At 62.8% G+C, this 17,802-nt stretch carries 28 protein-coding genes; 9 read left to right on the forward strand and 19 right to left on the reverse strand.

Going from position 1 to position 17,802, the window contains the following annotated elements:
* Positions 1 to 9: 9 nt before the first annotated feature.
* The 6 genes from NKI17_RS28015 to NKI17_RS28040 all read right to left on the reverse strand — a co-directional run bounded on the left by NKI17_RS28015 (position 10) and on the right by NKI17_RS28040 (position 6,820).
* Entirely contained in the window at positions 10 to 1,098 is a 1,089-nt protein-coding gene (locus NKI17_RS28015; protein WP_352907085.1) for a Gfo/Idh/MocA family protein, read from the reverse strand.
* A 50-nt stretch (positions 1,099 to 1,148) separates the two neighbouring features.
* On the reverse strand, positions 1,149 to 2,222 hold the full coding sequence (locus NKI17_RS28020) for an ABC transporter ATP-binding protein (RefSeq protein WP_352571252.1): 1,074 nt from the start codon (positions 2,220 to 2,222) through the stop codon (positions 1,149 to 1,151).
* 1 nt (position 2,223) lies between these two features.
* Positions 2,224 to 3,315: an ABC transporter ATP-binding protein gene (locus tag NKI17_RS28025; protein WP_352465290.1), complete on the reverse strand. Its 1,092-nt coding sequence runs from the start codon at positions 3,313 to 3,315 to the stop codon at positions 2,224 to 2,226.
* Positions 3,312 to 4,271: a carbohydrate ABC transporter permease gene (locus tag NKI17_RS28030; RefSeq protein ID WP_352458309.1), complete on the reverse strand. Its 960-nt coding sequence runs from the start codon at positions 4,269 to 4,271 to the stop codon at positions 3,312 to 3,314. Before NKI17_RS28030 ends, NKI17_RS28025 begins: the two co-directional genes overlap by 4 nt.
* Complete coding sequence (locus tag NKI17_RS28035; protein WP_254820511.1) at positions 4,268 to 5,128, reverse strand: carbohydrate ABC transporter permease; 861 nt, start codon at positions 5,126 to 5,128, stop codon at positions 4,268 to 4,270. The genes NKI17_RS28030 and NKI17_RS28035 overlap by 4 nt, the downstream gene beginning before the upstream one ends.
* Before the next feature lie 78 nt (positions 5,129 to 5,206).
* On the reverse strand, positions 5,207 to 6,820 hold the full coding sequence (locus NKI17_RS28040; RefSeq protein WP_352458310.1) for an extracellular solute-binding protein: 1,614 nt from the start codon (positions 6,818 to 6,820) through the stop codon (positions 5,207 to 5,209).
* A 372-nt stretch (positions 6,821 to 7,192) separates the two neighbouring features.
* Here NKI17_RS28040 and NKI17_RS28045 point away from each other — a divergent pair, with 372 nt between their 5' ends.
* Both NKI17_RS28045 and NKI17_RS28050 read left to right on the forward strand, forming a co-directional pair.
* Complete coding sequence (locus NKI17_RS28045; protein ID WP_352571254.1) at positions 7,193 to 8,224, forward strand: LacI family DNA-binding transcriptional regulator; 1,032 nt, start codon at positions 7,193 to 7,195, stop codon at positions 8,222 to 8,224.
* A 172-nt stretch (positions 8,225 to 8,396) separates the two neighbouring features.
* On the forward strand, positions 8,397 to 8,615 hold the full coding sequence (locus NKI17_RS28050) for an SIP domain-containing protein (protein ID WP_352458312.1): 219 nt from the start codon (positions 8,397 to 8,399) through the stop codon (positions 8,613 to 8,615).
* Here NKI17_RS28050 and NKI17_RS28055 read toward each other — a convergent pair.
* From NKI17_RS28055 to NKI17_RS28065, 3 genes are all read right to left on the reverse strand, one after another.
* Complete coding sequence (locus tag NKI17_RS28055; RefSeq protein ID WP_023675772.1) at positions 8,612 to 9,034, reverse strand: aconitase X swivel domain-containing protein; 423 nt, start codon at positions 9,032 to 9,034, stop codon at positions 8,612 to 8,614. The genes NKI17_RS28050 and NKI17_RS28055 overlap by 4 nt on opposite strands.
* Entirely contained in the window at positions 9,031 to 10,281 is a 1,251-nt protein-coding gene (locus NKI17_RS28060) for an aconitase X (RefSeq protein ID WP_352571255.1), read from the reverse strand. Before NKI17_RS28060 ends, NKI17_RS28055 begins: the two co-directional genes overlap by 4 nt.
* 184 nt (positions 10,282 to 10,465) lie before the next feature.
* Positions 10,466 to 10,717 (reverse strand): hypothetical protein, encoded by a 252-nt coding sequence (locus NKI17_RS28065; protein ID WP_023675770.1) that lies wholly within the window; start codon positions 10,715 to 10,717, stop codon positions 10,466 to 10,468.
* 273 nt (positions 10,718 to 10,990) lie between these two features.
* Between NKI17_RS28065 and NKI17_RS28070 the strand changes: the two genes are divergently transcribed.
* Entirely contained in the window at positions 10,991 to 11,323 is a 333-nt protein-coding gene (locus tag NKI17_RS28070; protein WP_023675769.1) for a hypothetical protein, read from the forward strand.
* A 285-nt stretch (positions 11,324 to 11,608) separates the two neighbouring features.
* Here NKI17_RS28070 and NKI17_RS28075 read toward each other — a convergent pair whose 3' ends face one another.
* The 4 genes from NKI17_RS28075 to NKI17_RS28090 form a co-directional block, all read right to left on the reverse strand.
* The gene (locus NKI17_RS28075; protein ID WP_352594170.1) at positions 11,609 to 11,842 is read right to left on the reverse strand and encodes a DUF2934 domain-containing protein; all 234 of its coding nucleotides are present in this window, start codon (positions 11,840 to 11,842) and stop codon (positions 11,609 to 11,611) included.
* 86 nt (positions 11,843 to 11,928) lie between these two features.
* On the reverse strand, positions 11,929 to 12,141 hold the full coding sequence (locus NKI17_RS28080) for a hypothetical protein (protein ID WP_352594171.1): 213 nt from the start codon (positions 12,139 to 12,141) through the stop codon (positions 11,929 to 11,931).
* 124 nt (positions 12,142 to 12,265) lie between these two features.
* Positions 12,266 to 12,571 (reverse strand): DUF1236 domain-containing protein, encoded by a 306-nt coding sequence (locus NKI17_RS28085; RefSeq protein WP_023675766.1) that lies wholly within the window; start codon positions 12,569 to 12,571, stop codon positions 12,266 to 12,268.
* A 332-nt stretch (positions 12,572 to 12,903) separates the two neighbouring features.
* Entirely contained in the window at positions 12,904 to 13,200 is a 297-nt protein-coding gene (locus NKI17_RS28090; RefSeq protein ID WP_023675765.1) for a hypothetical protein, read from the reverse strand.
* A gap of 167 nt (positions 13,201 to 13,367) precedes the next feature.
* Here NKI17_RS28090 and NKI17_RS28095 point away from each other — a divergent pair, with 167 nt between their 5' ends.
* Positions 13,368 to 13,643 carry a hypothetical protein gene (locus NKI17_RS28095; RefSeq protein ID WP_352907081.1) on the forward strand — a complete coding sequence of 92 codons (276 nt, stop codon included), beginning with the start codon at positions 13,368 to 13,370 and terminating at the stop codon, positions 13,641 to 13,643.
* A gap of 51 nt (positions 13,644 to 13,694) precedes the next feature.
* On the opposite strand, the gene NKI17_RS28100 is transcribed toward NKI17_RS28095, so the two are convergent.
* The 6 genes from NKI17_RS28100 to NKI17_RS28125 all read right to left on the reverse strand — a co-directional run bounded on the left by NKI17_RS28100 (position 13,695) and on the right by NKI17_RS28125 (position 15,957).
* Complete coding sequence (locus tag NKI17_RS28100; protein WP_023675763.1) at positions 13,695 to 13,994, reverse strand: hypothetical protein; 300 nt, start codon at positions 13,992 to 13,994, stop codon at positions 13,695 to 13,697.
* A 171-nt stretch (positions 13,995 to 14,165) separates the two neighbouring features.
* The gene (locus NKI17_RS28105) at positions 14,166 to 14,489 is read right to left on the reverse strand and encodes a hypothetical protein (RefSeq protein ID WP_023675762.1); all 324 of its coding nucleotides are present in this window, start codon (positions 14,487 to 14,489) and stop codon (positions 14,166 to 14,168) included.
* On the reverse strand, positions 14,489 to 14,692 hold the full coding sequence (locus NKI17_RS28110; RefSeq protein ID WP_023675761.1) for a hypothetical protein: 204 nt from the start codon (positions 14,690 to 14,692) through the stop codon (positions 14,489 to 14,491). Before NKI17_RS28110 ends, NKI17_RS28105 begins: the two co-directional genes overlap by 1 nt.
* Positions 14,677 to 14,946: a hypothetical protein gene (locus NKI17_RS28115; protein WP_023675760.1), complete on the reverse strand. Its 270-nt coding sequence runs from the start codon at positions 14,944 to 14,946 to the stop codon at positions 14,677 to 14,679. The genes NKI17_RS28110 and NKI17_RS28115 overlap by 16 nt, the downstream gene beginning before the upstream one ends.
* Positions 14,946 to 15,158, reverse strand: a complete 213-nt coding sequence (locus NKI17_RS28120; protein WP_352503639.1) for a hypothetical protein — start codon at positions 15,156 to 15,158, stop codon at positions 14,946 to 14,948. The genes NKI17_RS28115 and NKI17_RS28120 overlap by 1 nt, the downstream gene beginning before the upstream one ends.
* A gap of 1 nt (position 15,159) precedes the next feature.
* A complete protein-coding gene (locus NKI17_RS28125) occupies positions 15,160 to 15,957 on the reverse strand; it encodes an N-acetylmuramidase family protein (RefSeq protein WP_352907082.1) in 798 nt (265 codons plus the stop codon).
* 158 nt (positions 15,958 to 16,115) lie between these two features.
* On the opposite strand from NKI17_RS28125, the gene NKI17_RS28130 reads away from it, so the two are divergent.
* The 5 genes from NKI17_RS28130 (at position 16,116) to NKI17_RS28150 (ending at position 17,748) form a co-directional block, all read left to right on the forward strand.
* On the forward strand, positions 16,116 to 16,301 hold the full coding sequence (locus tag NKI17_RS28130; RefSeq protein WP_352571264.1) for a hypothetical protein: 186 nt from the start codon (positions 16,116 to 16,118) through the stop codon (positions 16,299 to 16,301).
* A 173-nt stretch (positions 16,302 to 16,474) separates the two neighbouring features.
* Complete coding sequence (locus NKI17_RS28135; RefSeq protein ID WP_352458143.1) at positions 16,475 to 16,624, forward strand: hypothetical protein; 150 nt, start codon at positions 16,475 to 16,477, stop codon at positions 16,622 to 16,624.
* Positions 16,625 to 16,802: 178 nt separating this feature from the next.
* Positions 16,803 to 16,970, forward strand: a complete 168-nt coding sequence (locus NKI17_RS28140; protein ID WP_352484420.1) for a hypothetical protein — start codon at positions 16,803 to 16,805, stop codon at positions 16,968 to 16,970.
* A 153-nt stretch (positions 16,971 to 17,123) separates the two neighbouring features.
* Positions 17,124 to 17,297, forward strand: a complete 174-nt coding sequence (locus tag NKI17_RS28145) for a hypothetical protein (protein WP_352452704.1) — start codon at positions 17,124 to 17,126, stop codon at positions 17,295 to 17,297.
* A gap of 229 nt (positions 17,298 to 17,526) precedes the next feature.
* Positions 17,527 to 17,748 (forward strand): hypothetical protein, encoded by a 222-nt coding sequence (locus NKI17_RS28150; protein WP_352579388.1) that lies wholly within the window; start codon positions 17,527 to 17,529, stop codon positions 17,746 to 17,748.
* Positions 17,749 to 17,802: the final 54 nt, after the last annotated feature.

The raw sequence follows: 17,802 nt of genomic DNA on the forward strand, positions 1-17,802 counted from the left end.
TCCGGTGTTTCAGTTGATCGAGATTTCGGAAAGCTTGACGGTCCGGCCCTTGTCGATGGAGCGGTAGCCGGCTTCGACCAGCGCCATGGTCTTGACGTTGTCGGCGACGGACAGCGCCGGCGGCTCGCCCGTCTTGACCGCGTGCTGGAGCTGCTCCATGACGCCGATGAAGGCATGCGGGAACCACATCGTGTCCCAGCTGGGCGTCACCCATTCACCACCGGTGGTCTCGGTCGAGGCATAGGTCAGCGTCGAGGCAGAACCTGTCGGCCAGCCGATGGTGCCCTTGGCGACGCCCTTGGTGCCGTCGACGCGCCAGTTGATGTGCTGGTCGTCCTTGTAGCCCTCCTGGCGCGGACCGGACCAGACATCCTCAAGCGATACGGCGAGCACGCCCGACGGGAACTTTATCGTCGACACGGTGATGCCGTCCGAATGATCGAAGCGGGTGCGCGGATCCTTGCGGGTCAGGGTGGTGATCTCCAAGGGATCGCCGAACAGGAAGCGCAATACGTCGAGATGGTGGACGCTCATATTGGCGAGCGTCAGCCGGTCATAGTCCTCGAGGAAGCTCTGCCAGTGCGGGATCGCATGCATGTCGATCTGGGCGAAAACGATGTCGCCGAGCGCGCCGCTGTCGATGATCTGCTTCAAGACGCGCATCGACTGGTCGTAACGCATGTTCTGGTTGACCGAGAGGATCTTGCCTGCCTTGGCCGCCTCGTCGCGAAGTTTGACGGCCTCTTCAAGGGACAGCGCCAATGGCTTCTGCGCCAGGATCGCCTTGATATGTGCCTGCTTCAGAGCATGACGGATCAGTGCCGGCTGCTTGTCCGGCGGAAAGGCAAGGTCGATCATCTCGACGTTCTTGTCCTCGATGAGCTGTTCCGGCGTGTCGTGGACGGTTGGGATATCCCAGCGTTTGGCGACTTTCTCGGCGCTGGCCTTGGTCCGCGAGGCAATCGCCACCACCGGGAAACCGGCTTCCTTGTAGGCGGCAAGGTGACATTCGGCCATGATCATGCCGGCGCCGACGCAGCCGATCCTGTATTCCCTGGTGCGGACTTTAACGTCCGGCTCGAAGCCGTTGCCCACCATTTCTTGGCTTGCCATATGTTCCTCCCGAAGCTCGTTCCTTGCAGCCGCCGTCATCGTGCCAAGGCTCCCCCGCTCTGTCCGAAATAATGCACCCTGCCCGGCTCGCAGGATATCACTACCATCGCGTCCGGCCTGATGTCCGGCTGGCCGCGTAACAGCGCCCGCAGACGCGTCTTTCCGGCGGCGAGCGTCACAACGGTGTAGCCGCCGAGCGGCTCGACCTCGAACACTCGCGCCGGGCGGCCCGCGCCCCCCTCCGGCATTCCACCCGACCAAGACCTGACCTTGATGTCTTCCGGCCTGAGCCCGATCTCGACGGCATCGGCCGGCGCAGCCTTGTCCGCGACGCGGATCGTGCCTTCCGCCGCCTCCACGCCTTCCGCGCCGTGCACCGACTTCAATATATTCATCATCGGCGACCCGAGCAGCCGCGCCACATAGGTGCTGGCCGGCCGGTCATAGATCTCGGCCGGCGCGCCGATCTGCCTGATCTTGCCGTTCTCCAGAATGGCCATTCGGTCGGCGACCGACATCGCTTCTTCCTGGTCGTGCGTGACATAGATCAGCGTCTTGCCGAGCTCGCGCTGGATGCGCTTGAGCTCGACCCGCGTCTCCTCGCGCAGCCGGGCGTCGAGCGCCGAAATCGGGTCGTCCATCAGATAGGCGGCGGGATCCCGCACCAGCGCGCGGGCAATCGCCACGCGCTGCCGCTCACCTCCGGAAAGCTGTGCCGGCGGCTTGTGCAGGATATGGCCGATATGCAGCTTGGCCGCGACATCGGCGACGCGCTTTTCGATCTCGGCTTCGGCGACCCGGCGTTCGACCAGCGGAAAGCGGATGTTGTCGCGCGCGCTCATATGCGGAAACAGCGCCAAATTCTGGAACACCATGGCGACGTTGCGGTCGGCCGGCGACACTGTGTTGACCGGCTTTCCGCCGATCAGGATCTCGCCCGCGTCCGGGGTTTCCAGCCCGAGCACCAGACGGAGTATCGTCGACTTGCCCGACAGCGGCGGCCCGAAGAAGCAGAAGAACTCGTTGTCGTTCACCGCGAACGACGCATCGTCGACGGCAAGCGTGCCGCCATAGCGTTTTGTCACATTACGGAAAACGATATCGGCCATCTCAACCTGCTCTCAATGCAAGACCGGAGGCGGCGTCGAAGACGCGCACCGCCTCCGCCGCAGGCGCGACGACAGCTGTCTGCCCGATCGCCAGCCCGACATCATTGTCGAACACCGCCTTCACCGCAGTCTCGCCGTCGCCAAGGTGGATGATGGTGCGCGCGCCGATCCGCTCGACGAAACTCACCGGCATGGACAGGCCACGGCCACCTTCAGCCAGCGTCACCTGCTCCGGTCGAAAGCCATAAAACACCTCGCCGCGCATCCTGGGTACGGCATCGGCGATCTCGACCGGCAGCGGCGGTGTCACGCCGAGCGGGCCGAGATCGATGACCAGACCTCGGTCGCTTTCCGCCGGCCTGCCCTTGAGCAGGTTCATGCCCGGCGCGCCGATGAAGCGGGCGACGAAGACATTGGCCGGGTTGTTGTAGACCTCGAGCGGCGTGCCGACCTGCTGCAGCACGCCGTGGTCCATCACCGCGATGCGGTCGGCCATGGTCATTGCTTCGAGCTGATCGTGGGTGACGTAGACCATGGTCTGCCGGAACTGCCGCTGCAACTGCTTCAGTTCGGTCCGCATCACTGCCCGGAAGGCGGCGTCGACATTGGAAAGCGGCTCGTCGAGCAGGAAGATCGCCGGCTCCATGATCGCCGAACGGCCGATCGCCACCCGCTGCAATATGTTGACCGACAGTCTGTCCGCCTTGCGGTCGAGCAGCGGCGTCAGTTGCAGCATCTCGGCAATGGCGTCGACACGGCGGCCGATCTCGGCCTTTGGTGCGCCGCGCATTTTCGGCCCGTAGGCGAGGTTCTGCCGCACGCTCATATGAGTGAAGATCGCATAGTTCTGGAAGACGAAGCCGACGCCGCGCCGCCCCATCGGCACGCCGGCCATGTCGCGCTCGCCAAACAGGATCTTGCCGCTGGTCGGCCCTTCCATGCCGGCGATCATGTTCATCGTCGTCGACTTGCCGCAGCCGGACGGCCCGAGCAGCGCCATGAACTCGCCGTCAGCAATGGCCAGGTCCATCGTCTTCAGCGCGGTGAAGTCGCCGAATTTCTTGACCAGGTTCTGCAGGTGGATGGTGCTCATGCCGCCACCTCGCGTACCCGGGCCATGCGTTTCATGGCAAACACCGCAGCGATGGACAGCACGATCAATATGGCCAGCGCGATTGCCGCCACATAGCCCCAGATCAGGTCCTGGGTGGTGAGCTTGTAGATGTAGACTGAGATGGTTTCGGTAGCGACGCCGGGACCGCCGCCGGTCATGATGTAAAGCGTGTCGAATATCTTGAAGTTCTCGATCACCCTGATCGCCAGCGCGATGATGATGATCGTCTTCATCTTCGGCAGCACGATGGTGACGAAGCGCTGCCACGGGTTGGCGCCGAGCAGCGTCGCCGCCTTGATCTGGTCGTCGGGCACGCCGACCAGGCCGGCAAGCAGGATCAGGAACATCAGCGGCGTCCACTGCCAGATGTCGGCGACCATGACGGCGATGAGCGCCAGCGTCGGGTCCGACAGCCAGGCGATGGTGACGGGAAAGCCTGAGATCGCCGACAGGATGTCGTTGACCGGGCCGCCTGACTGAAACAGCATGAAGAACATGTAGCCGGCTACCGCCGGCACCACCATCATCGGCATCAAGAGGATCGAGTAGAAGATCCGCTTGCCGGGGAACTCGTCGGCAAACAGTGTCGCGAGCGCCAAGCCGAGCAGGAACTCCGCCGGCACGCAGACGATCATGACGATGGCCGTGCGCTTCAGCGCACTCCAGAAGCGCGCATCGGCGGCAAGGTCGGTGTAGTTGGCGAAACTGTTCCACATCGACCAGGCGTTCCACCAGCCGGTGCCCGACAGCGGCGACCAGTCGGTCAGGCTGATGTAGAGCTGCATCAGGAGCGGGAAGACGGCGATGAACAGCACCAGGATCTGCGCCGGCAGCGTCAGCCGGAAGCCGAGCTTTGCGCCCTCGTCCGGCAGCACCGACGCCGCTTTGGAGGCTTGCATGTCGCCCTCCGAAATCGTCGCAGTCACCGCGCTCATTGCTTGAGCGCCCCGAAGGTCAGTCCGCGCACCAGATGGCGCTGGATGGCGATGCCCATGATGACAGGCGGCACTGCCGCTATCAGGCCGAGGGCTGCCTTGGCGCCGTAGAGCTGTCCGGTCATCGATGAGGACAGCGAGGCCATGTAGACGGGGACCGTCACCCATTCGCGCGTCGTCAGAAGCAATGCAATCAGATAGTCCGACCAGTTGAGGATGAAGACGAACAGCGCAGCACTGGCCAGCGGCGCGCGCATCATCGGCAGCGTGATGCGGGTGAAGACGCGCCACCGCGAGCAGCCCTCGACCAGCGCCGCTTCCTCGATCTCGCGCGGCATGTCGTCGAAGAAGGTCTTCATCAGCCAGAAGGCGAAAGGCAGCGTGACGATGCCGTAGATCAACGACAGCCCCCACCAGCTGTCGGTGAAATTGAGGAAGGCCCACATGATCATCACCGGGGTCATGACCGCCATTGGCGGAAACAGGCGAAGCTGAATCAGCGCCAGCGGCAGGTTCTGGCCCGAGCCGAAGCGCGACAGACCGTAGGCCGCCGCGGTGCCCGCCGACATGGCGATTGCCGTGCCGAATGTGGCCGACAGCAGCGATGACAGGATCGGCTTCAAAGCTGTGCGGTCGAGCGCGACGATCAGATTGTTGGTCGATTCACCGAAGACGAAGCGGAAATTGCTGAGTGTCGGGTTCTTCGGCCACCAGGTCAGGTCGGCGCCGGTCGCCGACCATTCGGCGATCGGCTTGAACGCCATCGACACCATCCACAGGATCGGCACCAGCGTCACCGCCATCGCCGCAAGGATCGCGGCATAGCGGAATATCTCGAAAGGAACTGAACGCTTCATCTTGCGGCTTTGCTGGGTCCTTCGTTGCCGAGGGGAAGAGCGACCGCTCCTCCCCTTCTTGGTAAGATCCTGCGACGATCAGGCGATCGGATCGAGGACGGTCGGCCAGGCCTCCTTGTTGGTCTTGATGGCTTCGAGAAGCTTCTCCTCGCCGGTGCGGCGGGCAATCTTCTTCCACTCGGCCTCGGTGTCGGCCATCGCCTGCTCGGCTGTCTTGGCCTTGGTCAGCGCGGCGACGAGGTTCTCGTCCAGCGCGTTGTGGAAGGCGGTGGCGCCGGGATAGTTGATGGTGGGCACGGTGCGGGCGACCGTCTCTCGCACCACGTCCATGTGGTAGGCGTGATAGGTCTGGCGAACCAGCGGATCCGAGAAATCCGATAGCCGGAACGGATCGAAGTAGCCGCCCGGATTGGCAGTCATCCAGGCGTAGATGCGGCTTGAGCCCAGCCACTGCAGGAACAGGTAGCAGGCCTCCGGATTCTTGGCTTGCGAGGACACCGACGCCGACAGATTGAGCCACAGCACCGACCGGCTGACCAGCTTGCCGTCGATTTCGCGGCCGGGCGGCAGCATCGAGCCGATCTTGCCGGTGACAGCTGAATCCTTGTTGCCGGCATTGTCGAGGAATTTCGGCAGATTGGAGAAGGCGCAGGTCATGGCCGCACCGCCCTTGGCGAAATTGCCGTACTGCTCCGGCCAGCCCCAGGAGATCGCGTCCGGCGAATGGTGCGAAAGCGAAGCGATGTACTCGCTGGTCGCCGCGATACCTTGCTCAGAATTGATCAGCGGCTTGCCGGTATCGTCGAACAAGAACTGATTGGGCGAAGCCATTGAGACATAACGCTGATACCAGTTGGTGTAGCCCCAGCCCTGGTTGCGCAGATCGGTCGAGCCGAACAGGCCCTTGTCCGGGCGCTGGAAGAAGGCCGCGATCTCGTCATGCTGCTTCCAGGTCTTCGGCGCCGCCAGTTCATAGCCGTATTTGTCGGAGAAGGCCTTCTTCTCGTTTGCGTCGCCGAACAGATCGGTACGGTAGACCCATGTCTGGAAGTCGCCATCCAGCGACACGCCGTAGGTCGAGCCGCGATACTGGTTGAGCAGCGAGACGCCCTTGGCGCCGTCGACATAGCCGCGCTCGGGATCGTCCCATTCCGGCTTGTATTGCGCGACGAAGTCGTCGAGCTTGAGGATGCCGCCGGTTTCGGCGAGGTCGCCAAGGCGGTTCCATTCGACCGCGTAGATGTCATATGCCCCACCCTTGGTGGAGATGTCCTGCATCGTCTTGGTGAATTCCTGGCCGTTTGGCACACCGACGATTTCCAACGGAATGCCGGTTTCCTTCTCCCAGAGATCCTTGATCGACGGCGCGCCGGCCGGAAACGGCTGGGTCAACTGGCCGATCGAGCCGTCGGACAGGCCAAGTACGATCTTGGCCGGCGCCTTGCCGGCGCCCTTCATCGCCTTGGCCGCCTCGATGGCGCGGCCCTCGGGCGTGTCGGCGCCATACTGGTAGCGCTCCGAGCCGTCGAAGCCCGTCGGGCCACCGATCATGCCGGGCGCCAGGGCATCGGCCGCATAGGCACGGCTTGGGCGAATGAATTTCGGTGCAATACCTGCGGCGGCAACAAGGACTGCCGCCTTTCCACCGGACGCCAGCAAACGGCGCCGCGACACGCGGATCAAATTCGACATTGGAACTCCTCCCTCAGGGCCTTGTTCCTCCACGGCCCTTATGATGGATATTGACGGCACTATACGAAGGCTGTCAACATCATAAATAATCAATACACCTCATAACATCTCATGGGAGGGGACGAATGGCGTTTGTAAAGGCTCTCATACTGAAGCCGGTGCTTGAATTTGAGGGAGCCCGGCTGCCCACCTCCCCGCTTTGGTCTGCTTGGGCATTTTGGTGTAGCGCGGCGGCTTGCGCATCGGCCAAGGCCGGTTACATCATTTCCCATCAGAATCGCGGACGGCGATGAAGCCGCTCTCCGACGGTGGACCCATGAAATGCGTGATCTCGATGCGCCCCTGGCGCGTTTTGGAATGAGGTGATCGACAGTGCGGTCCACCCTGACAGACATAGCCCGGGAGGCCGGCGTTTCGGCCGCCACGGTCGACCGTGTGCTCAACAACCGCGCCGGGGTTCGGGCGCGCACCCGCGAGGTCGTGCTCGAAACGGCACAGCGGCTTGGCTATATCGCTGAAAATTCGAACAATCCGAACCAGCGCAACGCGGTTACTGGCGAGGTCATACGGCTGGATTTCGCCCTGCCCGCCGGCACCAATTCCTTCATCAAGATGCTGCACCGCCAGATCGAGGCGCAGGCGCAGGCGCGGCCGGACCTCGACGTCCGCGTCGCTACCATCGAAGGCTTCAATCCGGACCGGCTTGCGCGTCTGCTGCAGGAACTGCACGGGCAGACGCAAGGCGTCGGTGTGATCGCGCTCGACCATCCGACGGTCCGCGAGGCGATCCGCTCGCTTTCGGCCAGCGGCGTCAGGGTCGTCACCATCGCTTCCGACATCCTGCATGTGCCGCGGGTTGCCTATATCGGCATCGACAACCGCGCCGCCGGCCGGCTCGCCGGCTACCTTCTCAACCGCTTCATGGGTGCCGGGCGTCCGGGCAAGGTCGCGCTGTTCGCCGGTTCGCTCTCCTACCGCGGCCACGAGGAGCGCGAGATGGGCTTCCGCCACATACTGGCGGAAGAATCGCCCAATCTGCAGATCGTCGAGATGCGCGAGATGCTCGACGACCGGGAGAAGGCCTATTCGGAGGCCTCCGCCCTGCTGGACCGGCACCCGGACCTAGCCGCCATCTACAATGTCGGCGCCGGCAACACCGGCATCGCCCGCGCGCTAAGGGAACGCGGGCGTGCACTGTCAACGGTCTTTCTCGGCCATGAGGTAACGGAGGGCACCAAGGAGCTCTTGCTCGACGGCACGCTCGACGCGGTCATCGACCAGAACCCGCGCGTCGAAGCCCGCGAAGCGCTCAACACCTTGACCCATGCGGTCAGGGGCTTGCCTTACGAACTGCACCAGCCACGGCTGCAAGTGATCTTCAGGGAAAGCATCCCGGAGATCTGAAAGAAGGGCCGAAGCCGATCATAGATGCGCCGCCCAATACGAACAGCGCCTTCGTCTCCGCCGCCGGCGACGACCGTCTCGGCGGCCAGTGCCTTGAACCCGCAAGACGGCGCAAGGACAGACACGCCATCGGCAGCATAACCGTCATGCTGCCCGATCGAAACCAGCGCATGTGCCCGCGCCCGCTATCACTGCCGACCATGCCATTTCGCTCCTGTGGGTAAGGTTGCTCGCATGGCCGACCGGTTCGGCATTCGGCTGGTTCGCGGCCGAAGCGGCAGCCGCCACGACGGTGCGCGAACACTGGCGCGGCACGCTGGCGCTCGGCCGCAACGAAACACTGGCGGCAGCCTACTGGCGGCGGGGCGCGGCGGGACTGATGGCCGGCTAGAGCTTGCTCACCATCGCTTGCGCATCTTCGCCCAGACCGATTGCGATCCGGTCGCCGGAGACAATGCCTGACATGTCGCAGACAACCAGCGGCATGCTGATTTCGTAGAGGAATTCGGCAACGATGGCGCCGACGGCAAGGATCGGGTCCGGCCGCTCCAGGATAATGCCGGCCGGCGCCGTGCCTCTGCGGATCGCTTCGGCTAGAACCGAAGACGAGGACGACGACCCTCGCCCGCTCGGCATCACCAGGATCTTGCCGGCGATATTGCCGCCCAGGTCCGGATGCGAATGGTCGATGATGTCGCCCGTTTCGACGTCGATCCCGCCCCAGAAGCTGAGCGCCTGCGAAAGCACCAGCGCTGGGCCTTGTGCCGAGCCGGAAAGGTGGAATGTACCGGTTCTGGCCGGCGTCTTCATGGCGCGCCTCGCACGACGCGGCCGGCCGCAGCCGAGCGGACGCAGTCTTCCATGTCACCGAAGGCCACCGAGACACCGATATTGCCAGGTGCGTAATGCGCCCATTTGCCCGAATTGGTCATCACCACGCCATCGAGACGCTCGAGGATCGACGTGACATAGGTGCAGGTGTCGGTGACCGGAACGAGGCCGAAGGCTTCCATGCCGGCCAGTGCGCCTTCGTCCTGCAGCCGCGTCAGCGTCGCGCGCCCTGTGTTGACATAGATTGGGACACCCTTGCCTGGACCGACTTCGCGCAGCAGCGGCAACAGGCGCATCCACTCTTCATGGGAGAAATGCGGCGTGCCTAACGACACGGCTGCAAGCTGCACGCCGTCGGGGACGCTCGACAGCCTGGCCAGCGCATGGTGGATGTCAGCGCGAGAGATCCGGATTTTTTCCTCCGGCGCCAGGCCGTGCAACGCCTCATCCGGCGTCTTCGCCTCCGGCGTGATGCCGACGGCATGAAACAGCGCCACGGCACCCGTCGTTGCCGCCGCCGCCCCCAGCGCCTTCAATTGGTCCTCGTCGCGCGGCTGCGGCAGGCCCGATATGACAGGGATGCGGTCGCGAGCCCTTTGCCCGATGATCAGCCCGACGCCGACAAACAGAGCGTCGCTTGGCTCGAAAGCAGCGTCAGTCAGCTCGAACAGGACCTGGCCTCGTCGATTTTCACTCAGATGCAGCCCCCATGCCGGCGCGCGCCCGGTCATTGCGCAGCACAAATCGATAAAATCGCCATAGCGGTTGGTCCGCGCCCCGATCACCGAATTGGCAAAGACGATGGCGTTGGACTCACCCCAGGCGATCTGCTCGCCGAACCTTGGCCGGAACCGGGTCTGATAGGGTGCGCAGGTGAAGGTCGCCTGGCAGCCGAGTTCCAGATGCGCCTTCATCAGGCGTCGCGCCGGCGTTTCTTGCGACACCGGCATCTTCACCAATCCGGGATGGATGAGGTCGAACGAACCGACGTTCAGCGTCGTCGGCACCCGAACGCGGCCGCCGCCCTCGATCAGCATTTCGACGAAATCGAGGCTGGCCTGGCCGTGATAAAGGCAGCCGTCGATATGGGCACCGGCAATGTCCAGCAATTTGCGCGCGCCGACCGCCTTCGCGAAAGCGACCAGGATCTTCATGGCGGCAGCCGCTGCCGAGCCTTGCTCGCCATGCAGCATCGACTGGTCGCCGGCCGTCAATTCCAGCGTCATCGGCAAATTCCCGAGCCCACACTATGCCGATCGAGCACTCCCTGATTGCGGAGCGTCTGGCAAGACAGAGCTTTGGATCTCTTCTACTTCGCGGCGATCAGCGGACCAGACGTTCACAGCTCATCGCGAAGCAAGAGAGTCGCGAAGCACGGTCGCAGAGCGGGCGATCGCCGCGGAAACGACGCTATTCCTTCTGGGGCACTCCGTCGACTGCCCCGTCGCCATCTGCAGAATGCGGCAGGATGCCGAAGTCGCGCGACTTGGTCCCATGCGCCGCCGTCAGGAAACCATCGGCTGTGAGGCCTCGCCTCAAAAGTTCCCGTACCGCGGCCGACCGGCTCGGCATGCGCTTGTCGAAGCGCCAGTTCTCCAACGCCGCCAGTTCATCGGCGGTCAGCATGATCTGCAATCGTTCCGGGCGTTCCAGTTCGGACATCTCGGCCTCCAGTCATACCAGGCTAAAACTAGCTGAGTTAGCATGTTCCTAATTCTTCGTAGAGTTAGGTATGTTGGCAGAGTACGTCAAGATCTCCAGATGCGTGATCCGTGCAGAAATCCAATGAAGCGGATCAAGCATCAACCGCACAATCGACAAAATACACTAACTATTTGATACTAAATGATTTTTCAAGATTTTCGCTTGTCAATCGCCGACTCTGGGCGCATGGTGAAAGCGAGGGATAAACCGCTCCTGAAGGGAAGGTTTTCCATGCGCTACGGATTTTCGGTTCGCCTGCACGAAGACGTCAGTTCCCGAGTTCGGGCTACATTGCGGTCCGGGATTGCCATCAATCTGACTGCTGTCGCCGAAGCCGCGCGACTGCAGAACCTCGCCGAGAATGTTGCGCGCGAAGACATCGAATGGCTCGTCATGCAAGCAGCCCAGCTCTACGGGGCGGCTATCGAGTTCGACGGCTTCGCGGAAACCGATCTGGCGGAGTTTGCGTGCCCTCAGCTGATGCAAAGAAGCCCCGCCGTGGGCTGGGACGCCTTGGAAGACGGAGCGTCCGCTTCGCCGGATCCTGGCCGTCAAACACACTGAGGCGCGTGCTCGTGTGAGCCCCGCCCTGCTGCCGCCACGTGCAAGGCGGTAAGTAGCCCGCCATTGGGATGGCGGGCTTGGCGCCGACGAATCTCGCGCCTGAATATGAGCTCTGCACTGGCAGGCACGAGGAATGGCTGTTGCCATTGCCTGGGCAGGGCAGTTCCGCCGTGACCGGACCGATCCGGACAAGGCGGCCGGGCCTATACCATGAACGTAGCCTATAATGGATCTGAATTCTGCCGTTTGGACGCGTTCAATCCAAGTCTGCCTAAATCCGCTCGTTCACGCTTTGCGTGGTCGCGCCTTGGGTTTGCTTCCGTCCTTGGTGACGGGCGCCGGCTTAGGCTGGCGTGCTTTCGGCTTCGGCCGGCTGGCGGTCTTCTCTTTCGCGGCGATTTCCGTGTCGATTTCTGTGGTAGCCTGATCCCAATGCTGCTGATGCGCCCCATCGGGCCTGCCTGCCTGTTCCCAGATCGCGTGTGCCCGCTGGCGAATCCGTTCCTGCCTGTCCGTCACTGATACCTCCGTCGGCTCGGTTCATGCGTAAGCAACGCTGTTCTAGCTGAAATTTCGACCCGCGTCTTGAGGCGCAGGCAACACCGTCATTGAGCCTCTCTGTCACACAGGACAGCGACGCCAAGGAGCGCCGCCTTCTTGATGATCAGCCCTTCAAGGTCGGCGTCCGAGCGCTCGGTTCCGGTGCGTTCGCGCAACAGTGCTATCGCCGCCTTCATCGACAGCAGGCCATCGCCTCGTTCAGCAAGCAGTTTGTCGACGGCGGCGGCCACGTTGACCGGCTCGACATGCGGCAGCATGGGAATGGCTCCTTTCCTTGTTTCGAGACGACAGCGGCTCCATCCCGATCGCGCGGGATGGAGCTCTGATTTGGTTATTAGACCGTGACCTTTCCAAACCCGGTTCGCGGTTTGGCAACGCCGATCACTCGATGACCTGCACTATCTTGCGGGTGCCTGGGTCGACGAGCACGGTGCGATTGCCGACGACGACGTATCTGTACCGCACGTCTGGAACATCGATCGGTTGCAGCTCGACCGTATCGGGCAACGTGGAACCGATATTGAGCTCCACCCCCAGAAGACTGATCGACGCAAGCGGGTGCTTGTGGACGTATTCGCGGATGACCGTCTGCTGTTCGGGCGTGACAATCACCTGGTCCGCGGTGGCCACGCCGACGCCGGCAAGCAACGCCAATCCCGCCGCAGCAGGAACAAGGTGGATTTTCATCGTCTACTCCTGTTGTTACGGGCCTCGCCCTTACAATTGCGACGCGGCATTCCGGTCGAAGCGGCGAACCCTCTAGGCAAACGCCCACGCCACCTTGTTGTTCCGTAAGTGGCGGCTAATCGAACACCGGTGAAGTGCCCGCGCGATGCGGCGAATGGACTGCGAATGAACTGCGGTGGCCCGCGTCGCAAGACGCGGGCCGATCGGTTTCCCGATCAGCAGCAGGGGTGATATCTACTGCGTCTGAAATAACATTTAGGACAAGCTAATGTTCCTAAGCGAGTGCAACAAACCTGCCGGCGCAAGCGGCGCGAAGTTGCCGCTCGTCGCTGCTACTGCTTTGGCGGCTGTGGCGGCACCTCGCCGGGCTTGATCACCGGGGTCTTGCCCTCATCCGGCGGTGGCGCCGCCATGCCCTGATCGCCCGTTGGCGGGGGCTTCAGCACCCCACCGCATGGCTCGAGCGTATCGGACAAATTGTTGCCGGCCGGCTTCTGCTGCTCGCTGTTCTTGTCGGGCAGCTCGACTTTGCAGCGGTCGGATTGCGCCTGTTCGCCCGGCTGCGCGGCCGCCGGCACCGCCAGCAGCAGCGCACCTAGCATATACGGCAAGAAAATGAGCGGTCTCATGTCGAGCTCCTTTCGCGCCAGTATCTTCTGAATGTGAAGGCGGGCAGGCGCGATTGGTTCCGTCGTGCGGCAATGCGCCCGGACCGCAGCGGCCCGGAACCGGCCGCCAGACTTATGAGTTCAACCACTGAGCCAATTCAGGGCCCCTGACATTATGGAGAACCGCGATGAAACCGCGCAGGAAAGAACGAACCGACGACGAGACGGAGAGCCCGACGATCCAGCAGCAGGACTGGGACGCCATCCGGAGCGGGAGAATCCTCCCTGACGGCGTGCCGCAAAACGGCGATATTCGCTACGACGTCGAGAAAAGCGGCGAACTGCCGGAGGAGGACGACGATAACGCTTACCAGGAAAGCGACGAGGCCTTGCCGGACGACACCGATGAACGCGTCATTTCGCGCGATCTCCAACGGGAAGGTGGTGCTTTCGACGAGGAATGAGCCACCGCCTTCCGCATTCTGCATCGGCGGTCGGATGAAAAACCCTTGCTTTCAGTCCGGGAGGTCGAAGACCGGATCCTGGCAGCGATAGACCGGACATTGACCGTCACGCGTCTTGATATAAGCGGCGCGCGGCACCTGCGGCCAGTCGCATTCATTGCCGAATTGGCGGACGTATCGATCGTAGGTGTTCTGGCCGGTGGTCAGCACCACCGAGCGATGCCTCTGGATCAGAAGCTGTGTCTGTTCGCACGTCATCGCGCGGCTGTCCGGCCGGGCGTGGGCCGTCGCGGCAAACAGAAGCGCCCCGGCTGTCAGGACTGCCGCTTGTGTCAGGACCTTGGCAAGCATGACACCATCTCCCATGCCTAACGCGCATCTTGGTCGGGCAGCGCCGGATCGAGCCGCCCTGTCGCGAAAGAAAGATCGTACAGAATGCGAGGGAAAATGCAAAAAGCCCGCCGCACCTTTCGGGGCGGCGGGCTCCAACTGAACGTCACTATTTCGTCGGGCTTGGGCGGCTTACTCCTCCTTCACCGGCCCGAACCGGCGCACGATCATTTCGAAGACGATGTCCGAAATCCACATGGCCGAGACGCCGATTAGGAACGCCGCGGCCAGCGTCGTGGTGTCGTCGTCCGGAGAAGGAATGGGCAGGCCGGCGGCGCGGAAATAATGCACGACCGGCAGCGTCAGATAGGCCGCCGCCAGCGCGCCGCAGATCGGCGAGGCCACCATTTCGCGGACCTTGTAGCGATGGCGCGACAAGGCCCGCAAAATGCCGCCGGACAGGCCGGCGACCAACACCGGCGCCTTGATGCCCAGGACGTCGAGCAACTCGTGCATCATGGCGTCCACCCGCACCATCTGGCGCCCTGCCCGTTGAAGGCATTCATCTCGTCGAGCTCGGGCCGGGTCATGGCGGCGACCACGGCCGCCGATGGCCGGCGCGGCTGGTTATGGTCGCACCAGACCTGGCGCGGATTACCGGCCGGCGCGGTTGTCGTGCAGCCGGCGAGCACCAGGCAGAGGATCAGCGCCTTGCCCATTTCCCAGCCTCCGCTCTGGCTGCCGCATCGGTCATGCCGGCGGCCTTGCGCTCTTCGGCGGCGGCCTCGCGGCTCATTTCCAGGCGGTCTTCGGCGGCCGCGACTTTTGCCTCGGCCTGTTTGACCGCCTCCTTCTTCGCCCGGTTGATGCCGCCGGCAACATAAAGGCCGATGCCGCCGGCCGCAGCGGCCAATACCGTCATGACGACCTTGTTGCCGAGGATGGCGCTGAGAATGGCGAGGAGTGCGGCCATCACAAATCCTCCGCGCGGCGGCGGCGCAGGAACTCGGTCAAAACGCCGTTGATGACAAGAAACCAGGGGAACCATTCCCCCGGGATGATCGGCGAAAGAACCTGCGGGTCGACATAGGTAACGATGGTCGCGATGACGCCGATGGCCGCCTGAAGCCGCGCCCAGAATATTGTCTCGCTGTCGCGGAAAAAGCTCTTGATCCGGGTCCACATGTCATTTCCTTCCAAACAGTTTGAGGATGGTTGATAGTTTGAGGATGGCGGCGATCAGCGCTGCCCAGAGGCCGGGCCTGGCGGCAGCCACAGAAGGCGCAGAGGACGCGGCGGTCGGTTGTGGAACGGCAATTGGCTTCGCGGGCTCTGGCGGGGCTGCAGGGACGACCGCCGACGACGCCGGGCCGGCAGACGGCCACGGCGTGTCCTTGATGCGGCTCCATTTGCGATAGGCCTCGGCAAGCCTGGTATCGTAGGCGTTCTTGCGGTAGCCGGCGCCGTTGTAGCCCTTGGCGAATCCCGACCAGTCATGGTTGCGCAGATTGTCGTCGAGCCGGCTCTCGACGATGAAGTCGATCGCCGCGCCGAGCTGCAGCGCCTCGTCTGCCATCATTGCCTCGGCCATCGCCTGCACGGTAAGGAAGCCTGCCGCCTTGAAATTCTCGCCGAGGACCTGACCCAACCCCCACGAAGCGGATTTGAGCGCCGCGGTTTCGTCGATCGCACAAGCTGCCCTGAGCCGTGGGTAGCTATCCCTGGGATAGGGCTTTGCGCCCCACTTCGGATAAGCGAGGCCGGCGGCTACCGCTTGTGCCCGCTTGGCACCCGACAGGTTGCGGTAAAAGACGTGCGGTTCGAACAGGATGACCGGCCGGCCAACGGCGTCGAAGCCGTGCCCGCTGGTTTCAACATCGAGGAACGCGTGCATCTCGTCCTCGCCGACGCCGATCCGGGCACCGAGTTTCGGCAAGTCTATATCATCGAGGCGCCTGGCGGCGCCCCTGAACGTCATGTCCATGGGCAGTCCTTTCCGCCCTCGCGGGCAAGGTTTTGAGGTTGAAAAAGCAGATGCGTGGCGGCAAAGCAGAATTGGGCAGCAGCCCGTGCCGATGTTGCGGCAGCAAGGAAGGTTGATGTTTTCGACCCGCCGTGTGAAATGGCCGCGGGATGGTGCACATGTCTGATGATGAACAAACCGCTGCGGCGCGCTGGTCGGTGAAGTCCGAACTCCGCGCCGTCGGTCGCGACAAGCCGCTGCTGCTGGTGCTGGCGGCGATCCTCTGCCTCTATTGTGCGTTTATCGCCGGACCGATCGTCTATGCGGTGCTGGCCATCAACGGCATTGCGGATTTCTTCAAATGAAGCCAGTTCCGGCGATCTCGCTCCGGTCCCGGTTCCTGCGTCTACCGCGCCCGAAATTGCTCGACCTGGATGAAATTGCTTAGCCGGGATGAAACCGTTCCCGTCTATCGTTCGTACCTGTAGCGGGTACGGGAGGACACGTGACGATAAGAATCAGGCTTCCAGGCGGGACTTTGAAGATCAAGAAAAGGGACGAGCTGCGGCGCCGCGAGCAGAATCGCGAGGTGCCGGTTTGGCAGGTCGGCAATTACTTCGTCATCTGGTGGCCGAGCGGCGTGTCCGATCGCCCATCCTCGCCCAGAAAATCCTCGCCCAGGAAATAGCCCGCGCACCAGACGATGCCGACTGAGCAATGACGCCTCCGTGCGGGATCGGGAACCGCCGTGCGCGCCAAACCTCAAGACCGCTCGACTAGTCCCAGAAATAGTCAGCGGGCAGGCATTGACTCTTCCGCAGCGGAAGGTCTCTGATGCTGCATTGCACAATGGGGTGGCGGAATCGATGGCGGTGCGTATCAGGATGCCTGGCGGCACACTGAAGGTGAAGGTGTACCGCGAATTGCGCGACCGCGAACGCGCCCGCCGCATACCCGTTGTCAAGATCGGCCGGGTTTATTTCACCTGGTGGTCGAACCGCCAGCGCCTGATTGATGATCAGTCGCCAGGATGAAGCTCCTTCGGCCGGCCCTGCCCGCCTGGCACCGCGAAGCCTCCGCAGCTCGCAAAATAAGTTGATGATCCTGCTGTTGACTCTTCCGCAACGGAAGGTCTCTACTTACCGCATTGCACACAATTGCTGCGTTGCACAACGGGAGTTGGACCGATGGCAGTGCGTATCAGGTTGCCTGGCGGCACTCTGAAGATGAAGACCTATCGTGAGTTGCGGGCCAGGGAACGCGACCGCCGCGTGCCTGTGATGAAGATGGGCTCGCTGTATTTTGTCTGGTGGTCGAAAAGCCAGGACCCTCACCAGAAGCCGCAGGACAGCAGACGGTAGCGGCTCCGCCGCGGTGGGTCTGCGTCGGCGATGAACCCTAGCCGAAACCTCTCCCCCCAGGATTTCTGGTCGAGTTGCAGTGCCGTGTTGGTGTGACCTCGCGCGGCTCCCGATTGTTCTGACGTCTTTCGGCGATTTTCACGGCGTCTAGACTGGCGGACGCGGTCGTTCGCAAGCTTGCAAACCGCCGCCGCTTGTCGCAATAGCTAGGCCGTAAAGAGACGCATGGATGATGGAGGCTGACCTGTCTATTGCGAACAGCCGATTTCGGTTGTCGGCTCAGTTAGCCGACGAGCCACCGATCCCACGTGCAATTATTGATTCGGACCTCGAAGACGCGGCGCGGGCATTCTTCGAAGGGGTATCTGAACACCAACATTGGAAGCATTTCTTCGAGCGATCGCAGCTTTTCGCTGAGAGGGTGCGAAAGTCGCGCTTCGGCCGCAACTGATATGCCATTCGTTCCACCATTCCTCTACCGCCTAGCCGGCATCAACTCCGGCCC

Origin of the sequence: Mesorhizobium sp. M0816, assembly GCF_040320005.1 — a bacterium.
GTDB lineage: Bacteria > Pseudomonadota > Alphaproteobacteria > Rhizobiales > Rhizobiaceae > Mesorhizobium.

What these genes read in the sequence shown, in the direction of transcription:
- NKI17_RS28015 (WP_352907085.1), bottom strand. Translation starts at nt 1,098, where the DNA reads ATGGTGGGCAACGGCTTCGAGCCGGACGTTAAAGTCCGCACCAGGGAA.
- NKI17_RS28020 (WP_352571252.1), bottom strand. Translation starts at nt 2,222, where the DNA reads ATGGCCGATATCGTTTTCCGTAATGTGACAAAACGCTATGGCGGCACG.
- NKI17_RS28025 (WP_352465290.1), bottom strand. Translation starts at nt 3,315, where the DNA reads ATGAGCACCATCCACCTGCAGAACCTGGTCAAGAAATTCGGCGACTTC.
- NKI17_RS28030 (WP_352458309.1), bottom strand. Translation starts at nt 4,271, where the DNA reads ATGAGCGCGGTGACTGCGACGATTTCGGAGGGCGACATGCAAGCCTCC.
- NKI17_RS28035 (WP_254820511.1), bottom strand. Translation starts at nt 5,128, where the DNA reads ATGAAGCGTTCAGTTCCTTTCGAGATATTCCGCTATGCCGCGATCCTT.
- NKI17_RS28040 (WP_352458310.1), bottom strand. Translation starts at nt 6,820, where the DNA reads ATGTCGAATTTGATCCGCGTGTCGCGGCGCCGTTTGCTGGCGTCCGGT.
- NKI17_RS28055 (WP_023675772.1), bottom strand. Translation starts at nt 9,034, where the DNA reads ATGAAGACGCCGGCCAGAACCGGTACATTCCACCTTTCCGGCTCGGCA.
- NKI17_RS28060 (WP_352571255.1), bottom strand. Translation starts at nt 10,281, where the DNA reads ATGACGCTGGAATTGACGGCCGGCGACCAGTCGATGCTGCATGGCGAG.
- NKI17_RS28065 (WP_023675770.1), bottom strand. Translation starts at nt 10,717, where the DNA reads ATGTCCGAACTGGAACGCCCGGAACGATTGCAGATCATGCTGACCGCC.
- NKI17_RS28070 (WP_023675769.1), top strand. Translation starts at nt 10,991, where the DNA reads ATGCGCTACGGATTTTCGGTTCGCCTGCACGAAGACGTCAGTTCCCGA.
- NKI17_RS28080 (WP_352594171.1), bottom strand. Translation starts at nt 12,141, where the DNA reads ATGCTGCCGCATGTCGAGCCGGTCAACGTGGCCGCCGCCGTCGACAAA.
- NKI17_RS28085 (WP_023675766.1), bottom strand. Translation starts at nt 12,571, where the DNA reads ATGAAAATCCACCTTGTTCCTGCTGCGGCGGGATTGGCGTTGCTTGCC.
- NKI17_RS28090 (WP_023675765.1), bottom strand. Translation starts at nt 13,200, where the DNA reads ATGAGACCGCTCATTTTCTTGCCGTATATGCTAGGTGCGCTGCTGCTG.
- NKI17_RS28095 (WP_352907081.1), top strand. Translation starts at nt 13,368, where the DNA reads ATGAAACCGCGCAGGAAAGAACGAACCGACGACGAGACGGAGAGCCCG.
- NKI17_RS28100 (WP_023675763.1), bottom strand. Translation starts at nt 13,994, where the DNA reads ATGCTTGCCAAGGTCCTGACACAAGCGGCAGTCCTGACAGCCGGGGCG.
- NKI17_RS28105 (WP_023675762.1), bottom strand. Translation starts at nt 14,489, where the DNA reads ATGCACGAGTTGCTCGACGTCCTGGGCATCAAGGCGCCGGTGTTGGTC.
- NKI17_RS28110 (WP_023675761.1), bottom strand. Translation starts at nt 14,692, where the DNA reads ATGGGCAAGGCGCTGATCCTCTGCCTGGTGCTCGCCGGCTGCACGACA.
- NKI17_RS28115 (WP_023675760.1), bottom strand. Translation starts at nt 14,946, where the DNA reads ATGGCCGCACTCCTCGCCATTCTCAGCGCCATCCTCGGCAACAAGGTC.
- NKI17_RS28120 (WP_352503639.1), bottom strand. Translation starts at nt 15,158, where the DNA reads ATGTGGACCCGGATCAAGAGCTTTTTCCGCGACAGCGAGACAATATTC.
- NKI17_RS28125 (WP_352907082.1), bottom strand. Translation starts at nt 15,957, where the DNA reads ATGGACATGACGTTCAGGGGCGCCGCCAGGCGCCTCGATGATATAGAC.
- NKI17_RS28130 (WP_352571264.1), top strand. Translation starts at nt 16,116, where the DNA reads ATGTCTGATGATGAACAAACCGCTGCGGCGCGCTGGTCGGTGAAGTCC.
- NKI17_RS28140 (WP_352484420.1), top strand. Translation starts at nt 16,803, where the DNA reads ATGGCGGTGCGTATCAGGATGCCTGGCGGCACACTGAAGGTGAAGGTG.
- NKI17_RS28145 (WP_352452704.1), top strand. Translation starts at nt 17,124, where the DNA reads ATGGCAGTGCGTATCAGGTTGCCTGGCGGCACTCTGAAGATGAAGACC.
- NKI17_RS28150 (WP_352579388.1), top strand. Translation starts at nt 17,527, where the DNA reads ATGATGGAGGCTGACCTGTCTATTGCGAACAGCCGATTTCGGTTGTCG.